This is a genomic window from Marinobacter salinus, assembly GCF_001854125.1.
GTDB lineage: Bacteria > Pseudomonadota > Gammaproteobacteria > Pseudomonadales > Oleiphilaceae > Marinobacter > Marinobacter salinus.
The window spans coordinates 3540125-3560824 of sequence record NZ_CP017715.1; the positions used below are offsets into that span (position 1 = coordinate 3540125).

The following is a 20700-nucleotide window of genomic DNA, read 5'->3' on the forward strand; positions in this document are numbered from 1 at the left end:
CCCATGATTGAGTTTCGCCAAGTCACCAAGCGATATGACAGTGATCATACCGCCCTGCGCCAGGTGAATTTCACTCTGGACCGGGGCGAACTGGCGTTTTTGACGGGGCACTCCGGTGCGGGCAAGAGTACGCTGCTGAAACTCATTATGGTGATGGAACGGCCCAGTGCCGGCGAGGTCATTGTTGGTGGCCAGGTGCTGAACAGCTTGCCCCGTCGACAGATTCCCTACATACGGCGCCACATTGGCGTGGTGTTCCAGAATCACCAGCTGCTGTTTGATCGAACGGTTTACGATAACGTGGCCATGCCTCTTGAGGTGATGGGAGCCTCGCCGCGTGATGCCGGGCGCCGTGTGCGTGCGGCCCTCGATAAGGTAGGGCTGCTCAGCAAGGAAAAAATGAATCCCATGCAGCTCTCCGGTGGGGAGCAGCAAAGGGTGGGCATTGCCCGTGCGGTGGTCAACAAGCCCCCCGTGTTGTTGGCGGATGAGCCCACCGGTAACCTGGATCCGGAGCTGTCGGCAGATATCATGAATCTGTTTGGTCAATTCAGCCAGGTGGGCGTTACCGTGCTGATTGCCACGCACGATATTGCCCTGATTAATGAAATGGGACGTCGCACCCTGTCGTTGGATCAGGGTCGGCTCATCGCGGGTGGACAGCCGCTGGTGGGAGGTGTGAGTGGCCACTGACCCACGTCGCAAGCCTGAATCCGCGCGAGGTGCGAAAACGTCGCGCTCGCCATGGGGGCAGCAGGCAGAGAGCTACCTGAACCATCACCGCAAAGTGGCCAGGGACAGTGCGCAGCGTCTCTGGCGCACGCCGATTGCCAGTCTTATGACGTGGACCGTCATGGGTGTGGCGCTGGCTTTGCCGGTGGCGCTGTTGTTGCTGCTGAGCAGTCTTGAGGGTGTAAGCGCAGGCTGGGAGAGCAGTGCCCGTCTGACAGCGTACCTTCGGCTGGATACCCCTCTGGAAGACGCAAGAGCCCTGGCAAGTGACATTGGTGCTGACGGCCGTGTTGCCGAGGTTGACCTGGTAGAGCGGGACGATGCGCTGGCTGAGTTCCGTGCCTCCTCTGGTCTTGATGACGCTCTGGACTACCTTGAAGAGAACCCGCTGCCCCATACCCTGTTGATTACACCGCAAGAAAATGCTCGAACCGAGGCAGGCGTGGAGGGGCTCGTGCGGTTTGTCCAGGCCATGGGCGGAATCGAGCGGGTGCAAGTGGACCTGGGCTGGCTGCAGCGGCTAAACGCGATGACAGATCTGCTGGCGAGGGCCGTTTGGGCGCTCTCTTTGCTGCTGGCCGCAGCCGTCGTATTGGTTATCGGTAATACCGTACGGCTGGCGATTGAGAATCGTCGTGACGAGATTCTGGTGGCCAAACTGGTGGGTGGCACGGATGCCTTTGTACGGAGGCCATTTCTTTACACCGGGGCCTGGTTTGGTCTGGGGGGTGGCATTGTGGCGTGGCTGTTGCTGCAGTTGTCACTTTGGTGGCTGAGTGGGCCTGTTGAGCGGTTGGCAGGGTTGTACCGAAGTGATTTTTCTCTGAGTGGGCTCAGTGTCGATGGCGCATTCGCATTGATTATTATTGCCATGCTGCTAGGCTGGCTAGGCGCATGGGTAGCGGTGAAGCGACATCTCGATGATATTGAGCCGGGTGAAATCGCCGGAGGATGATCCGGATAGCGGGAAAACCGTATTGAACAGTCAGGCTTCTCAGAGTAGCTTCGGGATTAGTTAAAGTCAGGGTGAATTTCTCAGACAGTTGATTCATAACGTTTTACTGGGAATTTCGGGAACTTTTAGGGTTCTTGGCGGTCTAATACTTAGTTGATATATTTAACGGCCGTCAGGTTCGGAGGTTAAAGCATGGGTACGAGTTTACAACTGGTTGACAGACTGGTTCCGGGTGCCAATCTTGAGTCCTACATTCAGGCTGCGAGTCGCATTTCGGTGCTTACCGTGGATGAAGAGCGGGAACTGGCAGAACGTCTCCATTACGATGGGGATGTGGAAGCGGCCCGTCATCTGGTGCTCTCTCATTTGCGTTTTGTCATTCATATTGCCCGCAGTTACTCGGGTTATGGCCTGGCCCAGGCGGATCTGATCCAGGAAGGCAACGTAGGCCTGATGAAGGCGGTCAAGCGGTTCAATCCTGAATACGGCGTACGTTTGGTGTCCTTCGCGGTTCATTGGATCAAGGCTGAGATTCACGAGTTCATTCTACGCAACTGGCGCATCGTGAAAGTGGCCACCACCAAGGCTCAGCGTAAGTTGTTCTTCAATCTGCGGAGCCAGAAGAAGAAGCTGGCCTGGTTGAGTCACGATGAACTGAACGCGGTTGCCGCCGATCTCGGTGTGGAGCCGAGGGTGGTGCGCGAGATGGAAGGCCGTCTGGCTTCCCATGATACAGCGTTTGATGGTCCTCAGGATGATGACGACGACAATGCCTATCAGGCTCCGGCTTACTATCTGGAGGATCGCCGCAGTGATCCGGCGACTCAGCTGGAAAACGCCGACTGGACTGAAGATTCCAACGGTCGCCTGATGGAGGCGCTTGGAAATCTGGATGAGCGCAGTCAGGATATTCTACGTGAGCGTTGGCTCTCGGGCAGCAAGTCCACGCTGCACGAACTGGCTGACAGGTATGGCGTGTCCGCAGAGCGGATTCGCCAGCTGGAGAAAAACGCCATGAAGAAGATCCGGAATCAGATGGCGGAAGCTGCCTGAGTCCGGCCCTGACCAGCAGCCCAGAAAGCTGCCTCCTGAAAACGCCACCACCGTTCCGGCTGGTGGCGTTTTTGTTTGTATAATCGGCGCTACCCAACAACACTTCAGATGACAACAAGAGACTCCCGGTTATGACTTCAGAACGACCGCATATCGCCTTCCTGGGTATTGGCCTTATGGGCGCTCCCATGACTCGAAATTTGTTGAGTGCAGGCTTTCCGATGACACTGTGGAACCGCACGACCAGCAAATGCTCCCCTTTTGCCGGTGAAGCGACCATTGCAGATTCTCCGGCCGACGCGGTTCGCGATGCGGATGTAGTTATTGCCATGCTGGAGAACAGTGAGGTGGTGGAGCAGGTTCTGGTGGGTCAGGGCGTTCTGGATGACGTGCAACCGGGCGCATTGATGATCGACATGAGTTCTGTTCAGCCATCGGTAGCCCGGCGCCATGCGGGACTTTTGGCCGGCAAGGGCGCCGGCTATGTGGACGCACCCGTTTCAGGTGGCACCGTGGGTGCAGAAGAGGCGAGACTGAGTATCATGGCTGGCGGCTCGGAAGACGACGTTGCCCGGGCTGGGCCGGTCTTCGACGTGCTGGGCAATTGTACGAGAATTGGCCCGGTCGGTGCCGGGCAGCTGGCCAAGCTTGCCAATCAGGCAATTGTCGGTATCACTATTGGCGCGGTTTCCGAGGCACTGCTGTTAGCAGCCAGGGGGGGCGCAGATCCGGCAGCGGTTCGGGAGGCTCTGATGGGTGGTTTTGCCGGCAGCCGTATCCTTGAGTTGCATGGGCAGAGAATGATTGATCGGGATTTTGCCCCTGGTGCACCGGCCCGTATTCAACTGAAGGATATGCGGATGATTCTGGATGAAGCCCGAACCGAGGGTCTGACCTTGCCGCTTGCTCAGCAGACCCATAATGCCTACCTGTCGCTGGTCGCCAACGGCCACAGTGACGTTGACCACAGTGGCCTGTTGCTGGAGCTGGAGCATCTGAACGGATCGCTTCTTGGCTCTCTTGGTCGTAGCCCGAAGGAATAATGCCATGCCCCGCTTTGCCGCTAATCTGTCCATGCTGTTCACCGAGGTTGATTTCACAGAACGGTTCGCCCGCGCTCGTGCTGCTGGCTTCGAGGGTGTGGAATATCTCTTCCCCTATGCCTATCCGAGCGACCTCCTGGCCCGGTTGCTCAATGACAACAACCTTACCCAGGTGTTATTCAATCTGCCTCCGGGAGACTGGGATGCCGGCGAACGGGGTATTGCCTGCCTGCCAGACCGGGTGGAGGAGTTTCGTGCGGGGGTTGATCAAGCGCTCGACTACGCCAGGGCCCTCGGCTGCAGGCAGCTCAATTGCCTGGCGGGCCTGAGGCCTGCGACCCTGGACGAGGATACCGCCTGGCAAACCCTGGTGGCTAACGTGGATTATGCGGCGGAGCGGCTGGCGGCAGAGGGTATAACCTTGTGCCTGGAAGCCATTAATTCCCGGGTGGATATGCCGGGCTTTGTGCTCGATACGTCCGGCAAAGTCATGTCGGTGATTGAGGAGCTGGACGGAAGCAACATACGGCTGCAGTACGATCTGTACCACATGCAGATCATGGAAGGCGACCTGATTCGCTCCCTGGAGTGCCTGCTGCCCTGGATCGGCCATATCCAGTTTGCCGATAATCCGGGCCGTCACGAGCCGGGGACCGGAGAGATTAACTTTTCGAATGTTTTTGCGGCGATCGACGGGATGGGGTATGAAGGCTGGGTAGGCGCAGAATACCGGCCTTCGGCCGAAACGAGTGATACCCTGGGGTGGTTTGATGGCTGGAGCTGACCGTCGCCATAGGCGACACCCTCTTACAAGATCGTAACTGGCCGGCTTTGCTACTTCTTCGTACCCTTGTGATCAAGAAAGCCGTTAATGTAATCCGCTATCGGGAGGAACGCCGGTGAAAGCACTGGTAATCGAAGACGATCAGGACGTAGCCAATTACCTGGTCAAAGGGCTGAAGGAATCCGATTTCGTTGTGGATCACGCTGCCGACGGAAAAGAAGGCATGATGATGGCGGCCAGTGAAGACTACGACATCATGATCGTGGATCGCATGCTTCCGGGAATGGACGGCTTGTCCATCATCAAGACGGTGCGAGCGACAGGCAACCAGGTGCCGGTGTTGATTCTGAGTGCGCTGGGCGATGTTGATGACCGCGTTGAAGGTTTAAGAGGGGGCGGTGATGATTATCTCACCAAGCCTTTCTCCTTCACGGAACTGCTGGCGCGGATTGAGTCGTTGATCCGTCGTAACCGACAGGCTGCAGAAACGGAGACCGTGCTGCGCGTCGCGGACCTGGAAATGGACCTTCTGGCTCGCACAGTCAAGCGGGCCGGTCAGAACATCGATGTTCAGCCCCGTGAGTTCCGGCTGCTGGAATACCTGATGCGCAACGCGGGTCAGGTGGTTACCCGGACTATGCTGCTTGAGAAGGTATGGGATTATCACTTCGATCCCCAGACCAACGTGATCGATGTGCACATCAGTCGCCTGCGGGCGAAGATCGATAAGGAATTCGATACACCCCTGCTGCAGACCATCCGGGGTGCAGGGTACATGTTACGTGAAACTGCTTAGCCAGCTCAGGACCTCGTCCTTTCAGCTTGCCCTGCTGTACATGGTGGTGTTTGCCACCTCGGTATTCTTGTTGCTGGCCTTTATCTATTGGCGTACAGCGGGTTTTATGACCGCTCAGACCGACGAAACCATTGAAGCTGAGATCGCCGGTCTGGCGGAGCAGTACCGTGGCCGTGGGGTGAACGGCCTCATCACCATCATCCGCGAGCGGGTAGCCCGTGACCCGAACGCCAAATCCATCTATCTGCTCACGACAGACGATTTTCTGAAACTTGCCGGCAATATTGAGTCCTGGCCGGAGGGCGCACGCTCCGACAGTGGCTGGATAAATTTCACCCTCGACGATTCGGTAGGCTGGATGGGGCCAAAACGTCTGGCTCGCGCCAGAATCTTTGAAGTCCAGGGTGGGTTGCGCCTGCTTGTGGGTCGTGATGTTGACGAACTGACCAGCCTGAAACGGGTGATAGAGACCGCAATCAACTGGGGCATGGGGATTACCCTGGCGCTTGCGTTGCTGGGTGGCTTTCTGATGAGCCGCAGTACGACCCGCCGGATTGAGGTTATCAACAATACCTCCCGCCGAATTATGAACGGACATCTGTCCCTGCGAATCCCCACCCGGGGAACAGACGACGATTTTGATCAGTTGGCAGAAAACCTGAATCAGATGCTGGACCGGATTGTGTACCTGATGGAAGGGATTCGTCACGTTTCCGACAGCATTGCCCATGACTTGAGAACACCACTGACCCGGCTGCGAAACCAGCTGGAAAATACCCTGATGTCGGTCGATAACGACGAGGCCCGCGAGCAGGCGGGACGAGCTGTCGCGGAAGCAGATCAGCTGTTGGCCACCTTCAATGCCCTGTTGCGCATTGCGCGACTGGAAACCCGGGGCAATACCGCAGACATGAAACCGGTGTCCCTGGATGAGCTGGTGACCGATGCCTGTGAGCTGTACGAGGCCCTCGCGGAGGACAAGGATCAGAAGTTCCAGCAGGAGCTTGAAAGCGGAGTGATGATTGAAGGCGATCGCGATCTTTTGTTCCAGATGGTCAGTAACCTGATCGATAACGCGATCAAATACACGCCGGAGCACGGTGTCATTGGGGTATCGGTGAGGAAAGAAGATAGCGAAGCGGTCTTCGAAGTACGCGACAGTGGTATCGGAATTCCCGATGACGAAAAAGACCAGGTGTTCCAGCGTTTTTACCGGGTTGGCAAGAGCCGCTCTCTGCCAGGCAATGGCTTGGGCCTGAGTCTGGTCAGCGCGGTAGCCGAGATCCACAAGGGTCGAATCTTACTCTCCGACACCCATCCGGGGGAGTCTTCGCCTGGCCTGACTGTCGCGATTCGCATGCCCGCGTTCACGGGCGCCCGTAAACGCATCAAGGCCGAACCGGCTGCTGGCCCAGCCGGAGAGGAAACCGGCAGTCCGACTGAAACCAGCGGTGTCTGATTCTTACTGGCCGGTGCGGAAGCGGTTTACACGCTTGAACACCGGGCCCAAAACGGAATCTGCCCGGCTTTCCACGAGATGGGTAATGTGCTCAAACTGGGAGCGACGACGGTCTACCCTGGCCTGAATGCTGTCCCACTCACCTTCAAGGTGCCATTGTTCAGCCATGAGGAAAGCCGCTATGTTATGGCGGTTAACCTTGCCGGTAATGCCCATCTGATCAAGCCTGAATCCCAGCGAATCGAGACCGCCCAAGGCCAGGTTCAACAGTTTTTGAGTGTTCATTTAGCAATCTCCGAGACTGGAAAACGGTTAGAAATCTAATGCGCTAACGCTAGCGCTGGCTACTAGAGTGTGCAACCTAATTCCAGGGCCTCGCTCTGTAAAAGCCTGTCAAAAAGGTAATTCATCGGCCACCACGGTGTAATCCTGGAAGTGCATAATGGAAACTGTAGAAAGAAGCACAACGGCAACCGCCGCATGCTTCTCCCTCCAGCACAGCGCTAGCCTTAACCCCGTTTATTGCGGGGTTTTTTTATGTCGGAATTGCACCCGGCCCTTCACGTTGCATCGTATCGGACTGATTCCACGTACCAGGTTTTTTCACTGACCGGTGTTTTCACATAAACCTCGTCTCCCGGCTCTTTCTTGAGGCTTGCCCGCGCTATGGGAGCATCAATAGAGACGTAATCTTTTCGTTCGTAGATTTCGTCTGGACCGACAATGCGAAATGTCAGCGTTTCATTGTCATCGTCAATCAGCTCCACCCACGCACCGAAGAAAATCTTTCCCTCCTGGACTGGCGCGTAATCAACCACGCGAACTTCCTCAAGACGTTTCCTCAGGTACCTCACCCTACGATCAATCTCACGGAGCCGCTTCTTGTTGTACTGATAGTCCGCGTTCTCGGAGCGATCGCCAAGGCTGGCGGCCCAGTTAACCTTCTTGGTTACCTCGGGGCGCTCTTTGCGCCATAAAAAGTCGAGTTCTTCCTGAAGCTTGTCAAAGCCTTCTCGGGTAATAAGATTCGTTTTCATACTTTCACAGCCAGTTTCCGGAATTTGCCTATCATCTATGGTGGTCGCGTTCAGTACAACGTTGTCATGGGGTAGTGCTTCCACTGCGGGAACTCCATGAGGACAAGTGAAAAGCGTCACAGAATCGTCGACTGCATGAGCATGCCAGCATTAATGTGGATAAACTGATCAAAAATTGTCATATCTTGTGGCGAATGGATCAGTTAGCCAGGATTTCAGTTATGGATGAATTGTCGGGGATGAGCAAGGCGAGGGGATTCTTGGGGCGTTCGGCTTTGGTTGCCGGCTTTGCCATGGCCATTGGGTATTCCGCCATCGCGACCGCCCAGAGTGAAACCACTGTGCAGAACCAGGACGGTGCTTTCAGTTACCAGGAGCGGTCGACCATCGACAATATCCCCCTTCGCTCGATTGAAGAGGACGTTCTGGCCAACACGGTCATTGAGGGAGGGCTTGCTGCACCGGCCGCAGGGGTACCCGTAACACCCGGCAAGGAGGATGACTTTTACCTCGATCCGCTATCGTTGCAGCCGGGCGATAGCCGCACCGACCTTGGGCGATCCGAGATTCCAGTCGATATCCGGTTCAGCAATCCTAAATCCGTACCGGGGCAGACTCACAGCAACAACTATGTCATTCGCGCGCCCCAGAACCGTATCTACGACGCTCTAAACGTTAATATGACAGAGCGTTAAGCGGCCGCTGCAGGGTCGCCCAGGGTCGATTTCCCCAACACGTCCTCATAGAAAAACGCCAATGCCTGAGAGGCCTGATTCAGGCGTGCCCTGGAAACACGAATGCGATCATTCAGATAGGTCAGGAACTGCTGACGATCTTCGCTTGCCAGCGCTTCCGGGTCCTTCAGATCATTAAACAGCACGAAGCGGCTGATCCAGTGCAGGTAGGTTTGCTCAGCGCGGTGGTTCAGCTGATGCTTGCGGATGGCTTCCTTGACACGGCCCACAAGGCCGGGCTGGGATTGTTCCAGCGCCTCGGTAATATCCATTTTCAATCCGTCCGTTAGAAGAGTCGTTCTTATAATGGGCGCATCTTATGACAACCGTTTGACCGTCGCAAAACTTTTCTGAGGAAGATTGATCCCGGTCATTAGAGACCGGGATCAATCAAAATTGTTTGAGCGGATTACTTCAGGGATTCCAGCTTATCGATGTACTTTTGCATGGCATCGTCACTGGACATACCTTTGGCTTTCTCCCAGGCGTCGTATTTCGCGCGGCCGACAAAATCCATCATGCCTGGGCGCTTGCCGGAGACGTCGCCTTCGGTGGCCTGTTTGTAGAGCGCGTAAAACTCCAGTTTCAGCTCATTAGACGGCTTGAAATCCCCTTCGGCGTTCTGGATATAGTTAACGGCTTCGTCGAATCTGGCCTTCAGGTCACTCATGTCAATCTCCTTTTTGGTAAGTGTTATGTCCTGACAGGGATGGGCGGAGTATAGCCACAGGGTGGGCGGTCGTCATCTCTGATGATATTCCAGCTTAAGCCGTTCTCCTGACTACGTTCCATAATGTAAATATAATGTCACAAGATGATTCATTGAATGGGGGAAATGTTGCAGTTGCGTATATTCCCCTATAATAAACAAGGCTTTATGCGTAGGGTGGAGTATTACATATAGTTTAGGCTGATCCTCGTAGTCCTTCGCTGTCAAAGACTCGATAGCGGTCAGGTGAAGTCAGGTTGCAATAACACGAAAATAACGAATATTGCATAGGCAGAAAGCAGAGTAATGAAGATCTACAATCACCTGTTTGAGAGTGATGATTCGTTGACAGCGTTCATAACTGAACGTGCGCTTTCCTCAATGAATGGACTGCTTCAGGTTTTCTCCGGGGATCTGGACGAGGGCAGGTTGAGCCGTTTGCTGGCGTCACTGCCACGATTGGTCCCTGGGTTCCGTGTTATCGGCGCTTCCACCAACGGTGAAATCTGTGAAGGGCAAGACCTTCAGAATGAGGTTTTACTCAGCTTTTCAGCGTTCGACGATACCCGGGTCGAGCTCGTCTATTCACCGGAATCAAGCTACTTGGCTGGTCAGCAACTCGGTGAGGCATATCACGAGACAGACGTTCGGTTAGCCATTGCTTTTGGCAACGGACTCGTCGCCAACCCGGAAGAATTTATCAAGGGCTTTACCGGGTCTGCTCCGGACATCTGCCTCGCTGGTGGAAACGCCGGAGACAATAACCGGTTTGAACGGACCTTCGTGATTATTGATGGCCATATTCATTACTCCGGAATGGTGTTGGCTTTGCTGAGGAGCGATGTTCTTCAGGTTCATAACAGCTATGTTCTGGACTGGGCTCCTATCGGCATCCAGATGGAGGTTACCCGAGCGACTGGTAATGTGCTCTATGAGCTCAATCACAAGCCGGTGACAGAGGTGTACAAATACTATCTGGGAGATGAAGTAGCCCGGGATATCCCTCTGACGCTTATGGAGTTCCCGTTGATCAAGATGGCTGGCAAGCAGTTGATTGCCCGTTCTCCCGTTGGCGAGGCTGAAGACGGTGGGTTGATCTTCGCTGGCAGCTTTGAGGAGGGCGAGCTTGTTCAGTTCGGCGTTGCTGACGTAGGTACCATAACCAATAGCGTTAAGCGCACTCTTGAAGCGTTCTCCGGCAGACACCCGATAGAGGGGGTCTACACCTATTCCTGCACCGCGCGCAGGTCTTTCCTGCAATCTGTCATCAAGGCTGAGGTCGGCGCAATTAGCACCATGGGGCCCAATGCGGGATTCTTTACCTACGGAGAGTATTTCTACTCGGCACAGGCAAGCCACCTTCTGAACATCACCACTACGTTGGTAACACTCTCCGAACACAATGAAGTCCAACGCAATGTTGCCAGCAATCAGGAAATCACAATTCCCCAGGTTTCCACACTACGTTCTTTGACTCACCTTGCTCAAACCACTGCGCGGGAACTCAATCTGTCTATGCAGTTCCTGGAGCAATACAAACATGCTCTGGACAAGACAGCGATCGTAACCAAAACCGATGTGGGCGGCAAAATCACCTACGTGAATCGCCTATTTGAATCCATCAGCGGTTACTCCGCTGAGGAAGTAATCGGCAAAAGCCACAGTATGCTCCGCCATCCGGACATGCCGTCCAGGGTTTTCAGGGATTTATGGCAAACCATTCTCAAAAAAAAGGTCTGGCAGGGTACGATCAAAAACCGGAAGAAAAATGGCGGGTATTACTATGTGGACACGACCATCGTTCCGATCATCGACCAGAATGGCGATATTCTGGAGTTCATCAGTATCCGCAACAACATAACGGATATCATCCTCAATCAGGAATTGCTGACGCAACAGCGCACAGACAAGCTTACCGGCCTACGCAGTCGCGCCCGGCTTATCGAAGATCTCACCAACAAACAGCCCAGTCAGCTGGCACTGATGGACGTACGGAACTTCAAGTCCTTTAACGATTACTATGGCATCACGATCGGCGATCGTATTCTCATTGAACTTGCGGCAGAACTTGAACGGTGTTGCCATGATCAGGGCATCATTGTCTATCGGCTGTATGGAGCCAATTTCGCCTTGATGCCAGTCAGCGATATCGAATTCAGCGAGTTCAAAATCATACTGGAAGGCCTGGCCAGAGAGCTTCAGGCGAATCCGATTTCCGTGAATAACGAGCATTTCGATATCGAATTTTTCTTCGGTGTGGGGCGGGGGTCGAAAAATCTACTGACCTTTGCTGAAACGGCGTTGCAGAGGGTTAAACAGGAAAATACGCCAAACAGTGTTTTTGAACTCAGCGAACAGGATTTCGATCATACGGAGAACTTTTATTGGCTCAATGAGATTAAGGAAGCACTCAGGGATGGTCGAATGGTTAGCCACTACCAACCCATCGTGAGTGTGTCTGGAGATTCAGGTTCGGCCAAGCACGAGTCCCTGTTACGGATGATCGGCAGGGATGGTGAGGTTATTTCGCCCTTCCGGTTTCTCGGCCTTGCGAAGAAGTCAAAATACTACCCGGAGATTACGCGAAAGGTCGTTGCTGATGCTTTTAGCCTGGCATCATCCCGGAACTTCACCGTCAGCGTGAATCTTTCTGCTGAAGACATCGAAAACACCAGCACGTCTGAATTCATCCTCGGTCAGCTGGCCGAGCACGGCGGTTCCAACCTGATTTTTGAAATCACTGAAACTGAATCTATCCAGGACTATTCCAGGGTAAAACGGTTTGTTGAATCGATTCGAAGCTTTAACGCACAAATTGCCATCGATGACTTTGGCAGCGGTTATTCCAATTTCTCATATCTCATTGAGCTGCAGCCGGAATACGTAAAGATTGATGGCTCGATAATCTCCAGGATTCTCTCCGATGAAAAAAGCCGATTGATCACTGAAAGCATTGTGGACATTGCCCACAAAATAGGATCAAAAGTCATTGCTGAGTTTGTGAGCAGCGAAGACATAGCGCAGGTGCTTAGAGCTATAAATGTGGACTATTTTCAGGGGTTTCATTTTGGCAAACCGGGCCCTTTGGCATATCAGGAACGATAAAAGCTAACTGAGCGAAGAGAGTTTCCCTGGCGCGGGCGCTGGATGTGCCTTGTTATGCGTGCAGGTCGAGTGTAAGCGTCCGGCCATCAAACCTTGTCAGGTATAGTCGGCAGATCGATGAAAATCGATTTTTGCAGGACCGACTCAGTAGTGACATCATACGCCGCTCTGCTGCCAGGACGGGCAGCTATTCTTGACGCTGAATAAGGAATGTTCATGTTCTTGAGAACCCTCTCCGTTTTGACGGTTTGCCTGCTTGCGCCCTGGGTTAATGCCAGTGAGTCGGACCATCCGTTGTTAAGCCGCTATCCCGATGCGCAGATCAAAGACAGGCTTTATACCGCTTACGAACAAACTGAATTGCCTTCGGGCCCTGCCGATGACGAAGGCAACCTTCCTTACGACACCCTCGTTGGTGATCTCACCCGAATCACCTATGAGATTGAAGGTGTTTCCACGCTTAAAGTTTTCGAAAATTATGAGAAAGCCCTGAGCGATGCGGGCGCAAAGATCGTTTCAGTCTGTGAACTGAGTGAGTGCCGGGATAAAGACTCCGGGCTGCTCGAACTGGCTTCAGGGATAGCGGGTGATGGTTATGTCGGCAATTACTATTTTAAACCTTATTTCCTCCGGGCAAGCCTGTCTGGCGCGAAGGGCAAGGTTCATATCGGCCTTTTTGTGGGCGGATTCAACGGTGACGTCAGACTCCAGCAGGTTGTTGTAGAAGAAGTGCCCAGCCAGAACACGCTGATTTCGGTCGCAAAGGATTACCTGACCAGCGCGCCCGAGTCGTCACCTTCGGGGGATCAGCGAACGGCGGAGGAGACGCTGCAGGATCACCCCATGATGGCTCGCTATCCGGGCGCTCGCCTTTATCGATCCCGTGCTGTGGAATACGAGAACATGTCCCTTCCTCTCAGTGTTCTGAACGCCGAGGGAGTGGCGCCTGACAACCTGGACCTTACCGGAGATATCAGCCAGCACACCTATCAGATAGACAATGTTTCGACGCTGAAGGTTTATCAAAACTATCTCCAGGCCGTAAAAAAGCTGGAGTTTTCGCTGGAGTATTCCTGTGAACGCGCCGAGTGTGGAGGAGAATACGCATCCAGAGATTTGGGCCAACGCCTGGCGCTTACCGGAGATGTAGAGAACTATTTCCGAGACCCATACTACTTCGTTGCAAGCCGCGAGGTCGCGCAAGGTCGCATTGTTGTAGCGGTTTACGTTGGCGGATTTGAAGGTGGCGTGTGGGTGCAGCAGGCTGTCATTGAAGAGAAAGGTACTGAGAAAGATCTGATTACGGTCGATGCCGATCAGCTCTACCAGGAACTCCAGCAATCGGGCAAAGCGTTGGTCTATGGCATCTACTTTGACACCGACTCAGCCACGGTCAAGGAAGGCTCCGCCGATGCCCTAGAGGCGATTTCAGACCTGATGAAATCGCACTCAGAGTTGAATCTTTACGTAGTGGGGCACACCGATGACACCGGAGAAAGCGACTACAACCTGAGCCTCTCCAGCCGACGGGCAGTGTCGGTTGTGGATGTGCTCAAGGCCCAATACTCGATCGAAAGTGGTCGCCTGAAGCCTGCGGGTGTTGGCCCCTATGCGCCAGTGGCGGGTAATGAGTGGACCGAGGGGCGGCGTTTGAATCGGCGGGTTGAGTTGGTTCGCAGGTTTTGAGGTTTCATATGGCCGTGGCCCGTCGATAGGCCATTCACTTTTAGATTGGTTGTATGGGGCGGGGTAGGCTGCGGTTTCATCGGAACACGTAACGCTTTTGTTTAGCGGCGCCACGACAGGGGCGTCCGGTGCAGGGCCCGCAGGCCCGGAACGAACTGGAACTACTTGTTGGGCGATGTGACAATAAGCGCCTACAAAAACAGTACTTTCTCCAACAAACCAGGGACGTACTGAGTCGTTCTGATCAAAGCCAGGTACACTAGAGTAAACGGGACAATAATCTCAAAACCTATGATTCCTAGCCACTTGGTAACTCTTTGATTACGGGTCGCTTTATCTAGAGCGTTCAATTTTTTGAGCGATATTTCAATCTGCCCTTGGGCACCATTAATTATTTTATTTTGAATAGCAAAGTTTTGCTTCCATTGTTCTGGTAAAGAATCGAGCCCTTTTAACCTAGCTCTCTCATGATGCTTATCAACGTATTCAACGATCTTTTCCCAGTGTGGATTTTCTTCTGAAATCGCGCGTTCACAATTCTCTACTTGTATGGTGAGCTGAGAGTAGGTTTCTTTCATTTTTCTTTCCCACTCGTTGATTTTTTCCGAAAAACCATCATAAGAGGAAATTATGCTCTGCTCCGCTTGGAGGATTTCAGAAAGACAATCACGAGCTTTTGCGCCAATAAAAGCTGTTTTTACTGAGTACCAGCTCAGCAAATCCTGCCTTAAGTAAAAAAGGTACGAGACGGAAAGATAGATAAGGAGCACAGCAACTGCCCCAAGGGCATGCTCTCTCGTAACCCCACCAAGGTGGAGCAAGCTCAGCGGTTGCTCATCAAAAACCGCAGCCAAAATAGTATATGCAGATACAACCAGCAACAGGATCTTTTGACGGTGTGTTCGTGGAGAAAGGGAATCCGTTAGAAAAACCTCCCATCCTCTATCATCCGTTTCAACCTTCGGGTGCACCCATCCTCCTTTGATTCAATTCACGCCTGAGAGAAAGACTATTTACAACACACTACGTATACCAAGGACCGCACAACGCCCGCAGCATGCGCGGCTTTGAAATGGATGCGAAGCCGCAATGGAAAAGACGTCGCCGTGCCTGCGATTGTTGGGCGCCGTCAAACCAACGCCCGCCCACACTCCCGACACAGCGGTTCCTCTCCCTCAGGATACAGATTTAGATCAATAAAATTGTCGGTAACACAATGCTCACAAGGCAACCAACGATCTTGTACGAATTCTTCAAATGGCACAGCTCTATGAATAATTCTAACCGCACACGGATCTAGCACTCCGTACAGATGAGTTGGTCGCGTTGCGGGAGGAGCGATGACGGTACCAACCTGTGCGACGATGCCTTGATTAGCCCAGCCGGTGATTTTGTTCCGAGCGCCATTACTTGAGATCTTCAGTATCTCGTTAGCCACAAAGTTAGTAGTAAATAGCTCTCTACCGATACGTTGCAGGTCCTTCAGCACTGCCTCCCCGTAATTTTCGATGAAGACCTTTTCACCATGTATTACTGTAGCTTGGTCGACTGCCCCCAAGGAGACTTTTCTCGCAGCTGCATCACGCTCGGCCTGCACCGCAATTATCGTTTCGCACATCCGAATGAGATTACGGGGAGACCCATTTGCGAGAAGGCAGAGATGGTCATCAATACCGCATGGTTTCTCTAATAGTTGGTCAAAGGAACTTATGCCACCATCGCTGTATGCTTCCATGCGTTTCGCTAGGACGCTTTTTAAACCCGGCCTGTTCCAGGTTAACTGATACATTGGAACTCGATCGGGACGAGCATCAGCGCGATAGTAGGGTTCAACCTTGTCCCACAAGAAAAACTTGAACGCATATCCCTTAAGTCCTAAAAGCTCCAGATCCCTTATTAATGGCTGGATCAATTGGTATGCCGCTGATGGATCATTCCCAGTCTTCTCTGTTTCGTCGGGACGATCAATCAAGACATAAATTGATTGGAATCCAATTTTCCTCACTAGACCCAATAGAGTTTCGAGCTGGTACTTATAAGTTTCTCCAAGCCTTTTCTCCTCTTGCTTGGAGTCAGGCAAATCAATTTTTTCTAGATCATAGGTCCGAAGTAGGAAGTTAATGGCAGATTCCATGAACCCAACATGTTCGCGCCAAAAATCTTTGAATTTTTCGGGCAGACTCTTGAGCTCGTTTAATAATTCTTGAATGCCATCGCCTGTCAAATCCCCTAGATAAGCTTGAACAAACACAGCAAGTTGGTCTTTTTCGCCCTTTGACAAAGACTCAACGACGTCTTTTCTCTCGCTCAGGTAAGACAGGAACGCCAAGAGAACTCGTGTGATGATATTTCGCAAGTGGTACTGGAGCGTAATGTCTGTAACTTTTTGGCCGGCACCAAACTCAAATCTGTCATACGTAACAGCAAGAAAACCGCCTTTCTCTGCTGCGGCTTCGACCATACGCCTTTGGGCAGTCTTTCCGGCTCCTCGTGGTGCGAGGACAACTGAAGAACTCGGAGATGCCGGATCACCAACGACAGCATCGAAGTAAGGCGGTGGCACGAAATATGACTGTAAGGAGTCTTCTTCATCTGCGTTTGTTTTTAGAAACGGGTGGGATTTGAATCCCAGTTCTTCAAATAGTGGCATCCTTCCTCCCAAATTTACTTTGTCTCTTCGCTACGCGCCCAACGCTTGCAGCATGCGAGCCCATGGAGTGGAGCCAAAGGCGCAATGTAATGGGCGTCGCCGTGCCTGCACTGGTTATGCATCAACTTCACAATCGGCTAGAAATTCCTTCTCAGCGACGCCTTCAGCTATCCACTCTTTTAATGAACTTAGAGACAGTACTGTACTCATATATTCGCTTTCTGTACTCCCGACCGTAATTCCGTAACTGTTAAAACGAAGAACAATTGGCGCATACATCGCATCGGCAATACTGAACTCACCGAATAGGAACGGCCCTTTTTCTGAGTGCCGGCTACGGCAGACGCGCCATATTTCGCAAACTCGATCTATCTCAGATTTCAGAGACTCCGTCATAGGGTGGAAGACCATCTGTTTACGACAATTCATAGGCAGGGAATTTCTGATGGCAAAGAAGCCTGAGTGCATCTCGTTGCTTACGCTGCGAGCAAGCGCTTTGTCCTCGAGTTTTGGCGGCCAAATATTCTTTTCGGGATAAAGATCGGCCACGAATTCACATATTGCGAGAGAGTCCCAAACCGTAATATTTTCGTGGCAGAAAGCAGGCACCTTGCCCGAAGGGGAGTATCTCAGCAAAGTCTCTTTGCTTCCTTCCGCGTAAAGAGGAATTTTTACTTCAGAGAAAGGAATGCCGAACTCGCGCAAGAGTAACCAAGGCCTTAGAGACCACGACGAATAATTCTTATTTCCAATAACTAACCGATTCAATGACATATACTCCAAGAGGCATAACAGCTTATTATACGAACGCTTTCGTATATCCCTCATTCGTGAAAATCCACGGAAAATAGCTTGCAAGGTTTCTATTTAATCTTTAAAAACATCGCCTTGAATGACTCTCACGATTGCTACCGCCACAGTCATAGGTTCTGTTGTGTCCCACCCATGCACCTAACCTCGGGCGTATAACTCCTTCCCCTATATTCATCCTTTTCAACCCTATCAGATGGTTACCTTTATTTCGCGCTCGGATTTTTGGAGTTTTGCGAACGCGTTCGTATAACTCCGCGAATCCTATTTGGTTTCTGGAACAATGGGAGGGGAGCAGGCCAGCGTTAGCTTAGGCCCACATAAAGGCTGCCAAAGGCCGTGGGAAGCGGATAGTACCTACCTGTTTGTGATCAGCGCCCGCGCTTGACGAGGATCAAGACCCATACGCACAGTGAGCCATACACTGAGGTAAGTTAAATCACTCAAAGTCATGGAGACTTCCTGAATGTCCCTCGAAAAGCACGATCTGATTCACGAACTGCCGGCTTCAAAAGAAGCTATTCACCTTCTGAAAACCAGCAGCCATCATTTCGCGAAGCTGTTTGATGAATACCATGAGGTGGACCATGAAGTTCATCGCATTGAATCGGGTGCTGAAAACACCTCCGATGAGTACATCGAAACCCTCAAAAAGAAGCGACTGAACCTGAAAGACCAGTTGTTCTCAATGATTCGTGAATACGAGGCATCGACAGCGAGCTGAGCATCGCCGCACTGTCACAGAAACGTCCTTACGTCGTAACCCTCCTTGTGAACACTGATGATGCAGTATCATTCATTTCACAAGGAGCTGGTTATGAAGTTACGCATCATCGTGGGCCTGTCATTGTGTACAGCCGCCCTCTCTCTGGCGCATGCCGCCTCTGGCAAGTCCCAGCAGGAATCCTGGGTTCCGCCGGGGCTTGATGACTGGAAAGAGATTCCCTCAGGGGCCTGGCACAAACGCGCTGGCGCTAAAACGCCCATTCACCTTGGGCCACGGCCTTTCTGGCTGGTTGAAAACATGGACGAGGGCCCGCTAAAGGAACGCCTGCAGTCCTGCAACGCGCGCCACCTCAAACGTTCAGACTTTTCCATCGGGCACCGTGGTGCTCCGCTGCAGTTCCCCGAGCATACGCTTGAGTCCTACGTTGCCGCTGCGCAGATGGGAGCGGGTATCGTTGAGTGTGATGTGGCGTTCACCAAGGACCGTGAGCTGGTTTGCCGGCACGCCCAGAACGATCTCCACACCACCACCAACATCGTTGCGGTTCCCGAGCTGAATGCCAAGTGCACACAGCCTTTCGTGCCGGCAGATCCGGCCTCCGGTACGCCCGCCAAGGCCGAATGCCGGACCAGCGATATTACCCTGGCGGAGTTCAAATCGCTGAAGGGCAAGATGGATTCGTTTAATCCCATGGCGACCACGCCAGAGGCGTATCTGGCCGGAACCGCAGACTGGCGCACGGACCTCTACGCCAGCCGGGGCACCCTGATGACACATCGGGAAAGCATTGAGCTGTTCAAGGCGCTGGGCGTGAAGTTCACCCCGGAGCTGAAATCACCGGTGGTGGATATGCCGTTTCAGGGTGATTACAGCCAGCAGGACTATGCCCGCCAGATGATTCAGGACTATGTGGATGCGGGGGTGAAGCCGAAGGATGTCTGGCCCCAGTCTTTCAATCTGGACGATGTGCTCTACTGGGTAAATGAAACGCCCCGGTTTGGCCGGCAGGCGGTATTCCTTGACCAGTCAGCACCCACAACCGGGAACACCTCATTGGCCTACATGGAAAGTCTGAAAGCGCAGGGTGTGAACGTTATGGCTCCGGCACTCTGGAAAATGCTGACACTCGATAGTTATGGCGAGATAGTTCCCTCTGAGTACGCAGAGAACGCGCGCACTGCTGGTCTCGATCTGATTGCCTGGACGGTTGAGCGTAGCGGCCCGTTGGCAAAGGGAGGCGGCTGGTACTATCAGACGGTCACCGATGCGATCGACAATGATGGCGATGTGCTCACGGTGATCGACGTGCTGGCGAGGGATGTGGGCGTTATCGGGATCTTCTCGGACTGGCCGGCGACGACCACGTTCTATGCGAATTGCATGGGGCTGGCGGATAGAAACTGATTTGAGGGCGCAGCCCGAAGGCTGCGCCTGACACGCCCTTACTGTACGTTTTCCAGCTCGCCAAACTGGTCTGCAAAGAGCGCAGACGATAGGTAGCGTTCCGCAGAGTCCGGAAGAACCACCACAATATTCTTGCCCTTGTGCTGGGGTTGTTTGCTGACTCTCACCGCGGCGGCAACGGCTGCTCCACACGAAATGCCACAGAGAATGCCTTCTTCCTGCATCAGCCGGTGCGCCATGCTCATCGCTTCTTCGTTAGACACGGCTTCCACCTGATCCACCAGTTCAAGGTCCAGGTTCTTGGGAACGAATCCGGCACCAATGCCCTGGATTTTATGGGGCGCGGGCTTCGGGTCTTCTCCGTTCAGCGTCTGGGTGATGATCGGTGAGTCTGTCGGTTCCACCGCAACGGCGGTGATTTTCTTGCCCCGGGTGCCTTTGATATAGCGGGCAACGCCCGTCAGGGTGCCGCCGGTACCAACGCCGGCCACAAAGATATCGATTTCGCCATCGGTATCGTTCCAGATCTCCGGGCCGGTTGTGTCTTCGTGGATTCTCGGATTCGCCGGGTTCTGAAACTGCTGCGGCAGGAAATGGTTGTCCGGATCCGAGGAGAAGATTTCTTCGGCTTTGGCGATTGCACCGGGCATCCCTTTGGCGGGTTCGGTCAGTACCAGATCTGCTCCCAGCGCTTTCAGGACTTTACGTCGTTCAAGGCTCATGGAGGCGGGCATGGTAAGAACCAGCTTGTAGCCACGGGCAGCGGCCACGAAGGCCAGGGCTATGCCGGTGTTTCCACTGGTTGGCTCCACAATGGTCATGCCCGGCTTCAGGGTGCCGCGTTTTTCCGCGTCCCAGATCATGGCGGCGCCGATTCGGCATTTAACAGAATACGCCGGATTCCGGCCTTCAATTTTTGCCCAGATGGTTGCGCCATCAGCGACCCTGTTGAGTTGCACCAATGGTGTGTTGCCGATAGCGAGTGAGTTGTCTTCGTAGATCCTTGCCATGGGGAG

At 53.2% G+C, this 20700-nt stretch carries 20 protein-coding genes; 12 read left to right on the plus strand and 8 right to left on the minus strand.

Translation table 11 applies throughout. The features are described from left to right. The first annotated feature begins 3 nt into the window (after positions 1-3). From ftsE to BKP64_RS16400, 7 genes are all read left to right on the plus strand, one after another. Complete coding sequence (gene ftsE / locus BKP64_RS16370) at positions 4-693, plus strand: cell division ATP-binding protein FtsE (RefSeq protein WP_070972550.1); 690 nt, start codon at positions 4-6, stop codon at positions 691-693. Further along, on the plus strand, positions 683-1687 hold the full coding sequence (gene ftsX, locus BKP64_RS16375) for a permease-like cell division protein FtsX (protein ID WP_070972553.1): 1005 nt from the start codon (positions 683-685) through the stop codon (positions 1685-1687). The genes ftsE and ftsX overlap by 11 nt, the downstream gene beginning before the upstream one ends. Before the next feature lie 192 nt (positions 1688-1879). Further along, positions 1880-2740 carry an RNA polymerase sigma factor RpoH gene (gene rpoH, locus BKP64_RS16380; protein WP_070972555.1) on the plus strand — a complete coding sequence of 287 codons (861 nt, stop codon included), beginning with the start codon at positions 1880-1882 and terminating at the stop codon, positions 2738-2740. Positions 2741-2871: 131 nt separating this feature from the next. Further along, positions 2872-3783: an NAD(P)-dependent oxidoreductase gene (locus BKP64_RS16385; protein ID WP_070972557.1), complete on the plus strand. Its 912-nt coding sequence runs from the start codon at positions 2872-2874 to the stop codon at positions 3781-3783. Between the two features lie 4 nt (positions 3784-3787). Beyond that, entirely contained in the window at positions 3788-4567 is a 780-nt protein-coding gene (gene hyi / locus BKP64_RS16390; RefSeq protein WP_070972559.1) for a hydroxypyruvate isomerase, read from the plus strand. Between the two features lie 115 nt (positions 4568-4682). Next, positions 4683-5363, plus strand: a complete 681-nt coding sequence (locus BKP64_RS16395) for a winged helix-turn-helix domain-containing protein (RefSeq protein ID WP_070972561.1) — start codon at positions 4683-4685, stop codon at positions 5361-5363. Next, the gene (locus tag BKP64_RS16400; RefSeq protein ID WP_070972563.1) at positions 5350-6822 is read left to right on the plus strand and encodes a HAMP domain-containing sensor histidine kinase; all 1473 of its coding nucleotides are present in this window, start codon (positions 5350-5352) and stop codon (positions 6820-6822) included. The genes BKP64_RS16395 and BKP64_RS16400 overlap by 14 nt, the downstream gene beginning before the upstream one ends. A 3-nt stretch (positions 6823-6825) precedes the next feature. Here BKP64_RS16400 and BKP64_RS16405 read toward each other — a convergent pair whose 3' ends face one another. Further along, the gene (locus BKP64_RS16405) at positions 6826-7107 is read right to left on the minus strand and encodes a hypothetical protein (protein ID WP_070972565.1); all 282 of its coding nucleotides are present in this window, start codon (positions 7105-7107) and stop codon (positions 6826-6828) included. A 275-nt stretch (positions 7108-7382) separates the two neighbouring features. Further along, the gene (gene greB / locus BKP64_RS16410) at positions 7383-7859 is read right to left on the minus strand and encodes a transcription elongation factor GreB (RefSeq protein WP_070973732.1); all 477 of its coding nucleotides are present in this window, start codon (positions 7857-7859) and stop codon (positions 7383-7385) included. A 221-nt stretch (positions 7860-8080) separates the two neighbouring features. Between greB and BKP64_RS16415 the strand changes: the two genes are divergently transcribed. Beyond that, positions 8081-8554, plus strand: coding sequence for a hypothetical protein (locus tag BKP64_RS16415; RefSeq protein WP_227515441.1), 474 nt, complete (start codon positions 8081-8083; stop codon positions 8552-8554). Here the strand turns inward: BKP64_RS16415 and BKP64_RS16420 are convergent. Both BKP64_RS16420 and BKP64_RS16425 read right to left on the minus strand, forming a co-directional pair. After that, positions 8551-8865, minus strand: a complete 315-nt coding sequence (locus BKP64_RS16420; protein ID WP_070972567.1) for a site-specific integrase — start codon at positions 8863-8865, stop codon at positions 8551-8553. The two genes, BKP64_RS16415 and BKP64_RS16420, sit on opposite strands and share 4 nt — an antisense overlap. A gap of 137 nt (positions 8866-9002) precedes the next feature. Beyond that, positions 9003-9263 (minus strand): acyl-CoA-binding protein, encoded by a 261-nt coding sequence (locus BKP64_RS16425; RefSeq protein ID WP_070972569.1) that lies wholly within the window; start codon positions 9261-9263, stop codon positions 9003-9005. Positions 9264-9608: 345 nt separating this feature from the next. On the opposite strand from BKP64_RS16425, the gene BKP64_RS16430 reads away from it, so the two are divergent. Together BKP64_RS16430 and BKP64_RS16435 are read left to right on the plus strand one after the other, a co-directional pair. Then, the gene (locus BKP64_RS16430) at positions 9609-12407 is read left to right on the plus strand and encodes a bifunctional diguanylate cyclase/phosphodiesterase (protein WP_070972571.1); all 2799 of its coding nucleotides are present in this window, start codon (positions 9609-9611) and stop codon (positions 12405-12407) included. Positions 12408-12623: 216 nt separating this feature from the next. Continuing rightward, the gene (locus BKP64_RS16435; RefSeq protein WP_070972573.1) at positions 12624-14093 is read left to right on the plus strand and encodes an OmpA family protein; all 1470 of its coding nucleotides are present in this window, start codon (positions 12624-12626) and stop codon (positions 14091-14093) included. A gap of 191 nt (positions 14094-14284) precedes the next feature. On the opposite strand, the gene BKP64_RS16440 is transcribed toward BKP64_RS16435, so the two are convergent. The 3 genes from BKP64_RS16440 to BKP64_RS16450 all read right to left on the minus strand — a co-directional run bounded on the left by BKP64_RS16440 (position 14285) and on the right by BKP64_RS16450 (position 17571). Beyond that, on the minus strand, positions 14285-15064 hold the full coding sequence (locus BKP64_RS16440) for a hypothetical protein (protein ID WP_070972575.1): 780 nt from the start codon (positions 15062-15064) through the stop codon (positions 14285-14287). A gap of 158 nt (positions 15065-15222) precedes the next feature. After that, entirely contained in the window at positions 15223-16743 is a 1521-nt protein-coding gene (locus BKP64_RS16445) for a P-loop ATPase, Sll1717 family (protein WP_157755437.1), read from the minus strand. Positions 16744-16857: 114 nt separating this feature from the next. Next, positions 16858-17571 (minus strand): glutathione S-transferase family protein, encoded by a 714-nt coding sequence (locus BKP64_RS16450; RefSeq protein WP_335627846.1) that lies wholly within the window; start codon positions 17569-17571, stop codon positions 16858-16860. A gap of 448 nt (positions 17572-18019) precedes the next feature. Between BKP64_RS16450 and BKP64_RS16455 the strand changes: the two genes are divergently transcribed. Then, positions 18020-18277 (plus strand): YdcH family protein, encoded by a 258-nt coding sequence (locus BKP64_RS16455; RefSeq protein ID WP_070972579.1) that lies wholly within the window; start codon positions 18020-18022, stop codon positions 18275-18277. Between the two features lie 93 nt (positions 18278-18370). Next, entirely contained in the window at positions 18371-19684 is a 1314-nt protein-coding gene (locus BKP64_RS16460) for a glycerophosphodiester phosphodiesterase family protein (RefSeq protein WP_070972582.1), read from the plus strand. A 38-nt stretch (positions 19685-19722) separates the two neighbouring features. Here BKP64_RS16460 and cysK read toward each other — a convergent pair whose 3' ends face one another. After that, entirely contained in the window at positions 19723-20694 is a 972-nt protein-coding gene (gene cysK / locus BKP64_RS16465; protein ID WP_070972584.1) for a cysteine synthase A, read from the minus strand. Positions 20695-20700: the final 6 nt, after the last annotated feature.

Coding starts and splice junctions, on each gene's coding strand:
- BKP64_RS16430 (WP_070972571.1), top strand. CDS start 9,609: ATGAAGATCTACAATCACCTGTTTGAGAGTGATGATTCGTTGACAGCG.
- BKP64_RS16415 (WP_227515441.1), top strand. CDS start 8,081: ATGGATGAATTGTCGGGGATGAGCAAGGCGAGGGGATTCTTGGGGCGT.
- BKP64_RS16445 (WP_157755437.1), bottom strand. CDS start 16,743: ATGCCACTATTTGAAGAACTGGGATTCAAATCCCACCCGTTTCTAAAA.
- BKP64_RS16385 (WP_070972557.1), top strand. CDS start 2,872: ATGACTTCAGAACGACCGCATATCGCCTTCCTGGGTATTGGCCTTATG.
- BKP64_RS16425 (WP_070972569.1), bottom strand. CDS start 9,263: ATGAGTGACCTGAAGGCCAGATTCGACGAAGCCGTTAACTATATCCAG.
- ftsE (WP_070972550.1), top strand. CDS start 4: ATGATTGAGTTTCGCCAAGTCACCAAGCGATATGACAGTGATCATACC.
- BKP64_RS16450 (WP_335627846.1), bottom strand. CDS start 17,571: ATGAGGGATATACGAAAGCGTTCGTATAATAAGCTGTTATGCCTCTTG.
- BKP64_RS16405 (WP_070972565.1), bottom strand. CDS start 7,107: ATGAACACTCAAAAACTGTTGAACCTGGCCTTGGGCGGTCTCGATTCG.
- greB (WP_070973732.1), bottom strand. CDS start 7,859: ATGAAAACGAATCTTATTACCCGAGAAGGCTTTGACAAGCTTCAGGAA.
- cysK (WP_070972584.1), bottom strand. CDS start 20,694: ATGGCAAGGATCTACGAAGACAACTCACTCGCTATCGGCAACACACCA.
- rpoH (WP_070972555.1), top strand. CDS start 1,880: ATGGGTACGAGTTTACAACTGGTTGACAGACTGGTTCCGGGTGCCAAT.
- BKP64_RS16420 (WP_070972567.1), bottom strand. CDS start 8,865: ATGGATATTACCGAGGCGCTGGAACAATCCCAGCCCGGCCTTGTGGGC.
- BKP64_RS16435 (WP_070972573.1), top strand. CDS start 12,624: ATGTTCTTGAGAACCCTCTCCGTTTTGACGGTTTGCCTGCTTGCGCCC.
- BKP64_RS16460 (WP_070972582.1), top strand. CDS start 18,371: ATGAAGTTACGCATCATCGTGGGCCTGTCATTGTGTACAGCCGCCCTC.
- hyi (WP_070972559.1), top strand. CDS start 3,788: ATGCCCCGCTTTGCCGCTAATCTGTCCATGCTGTTCACCGAGGTTGAT.
- BKP64_RS16455 (WP_070972579.1), top strand. CDS start 18,020: ATGTCCCTCGAAAAGCACGATCTGATTCACGAACTGCCGGCTTCAAAA.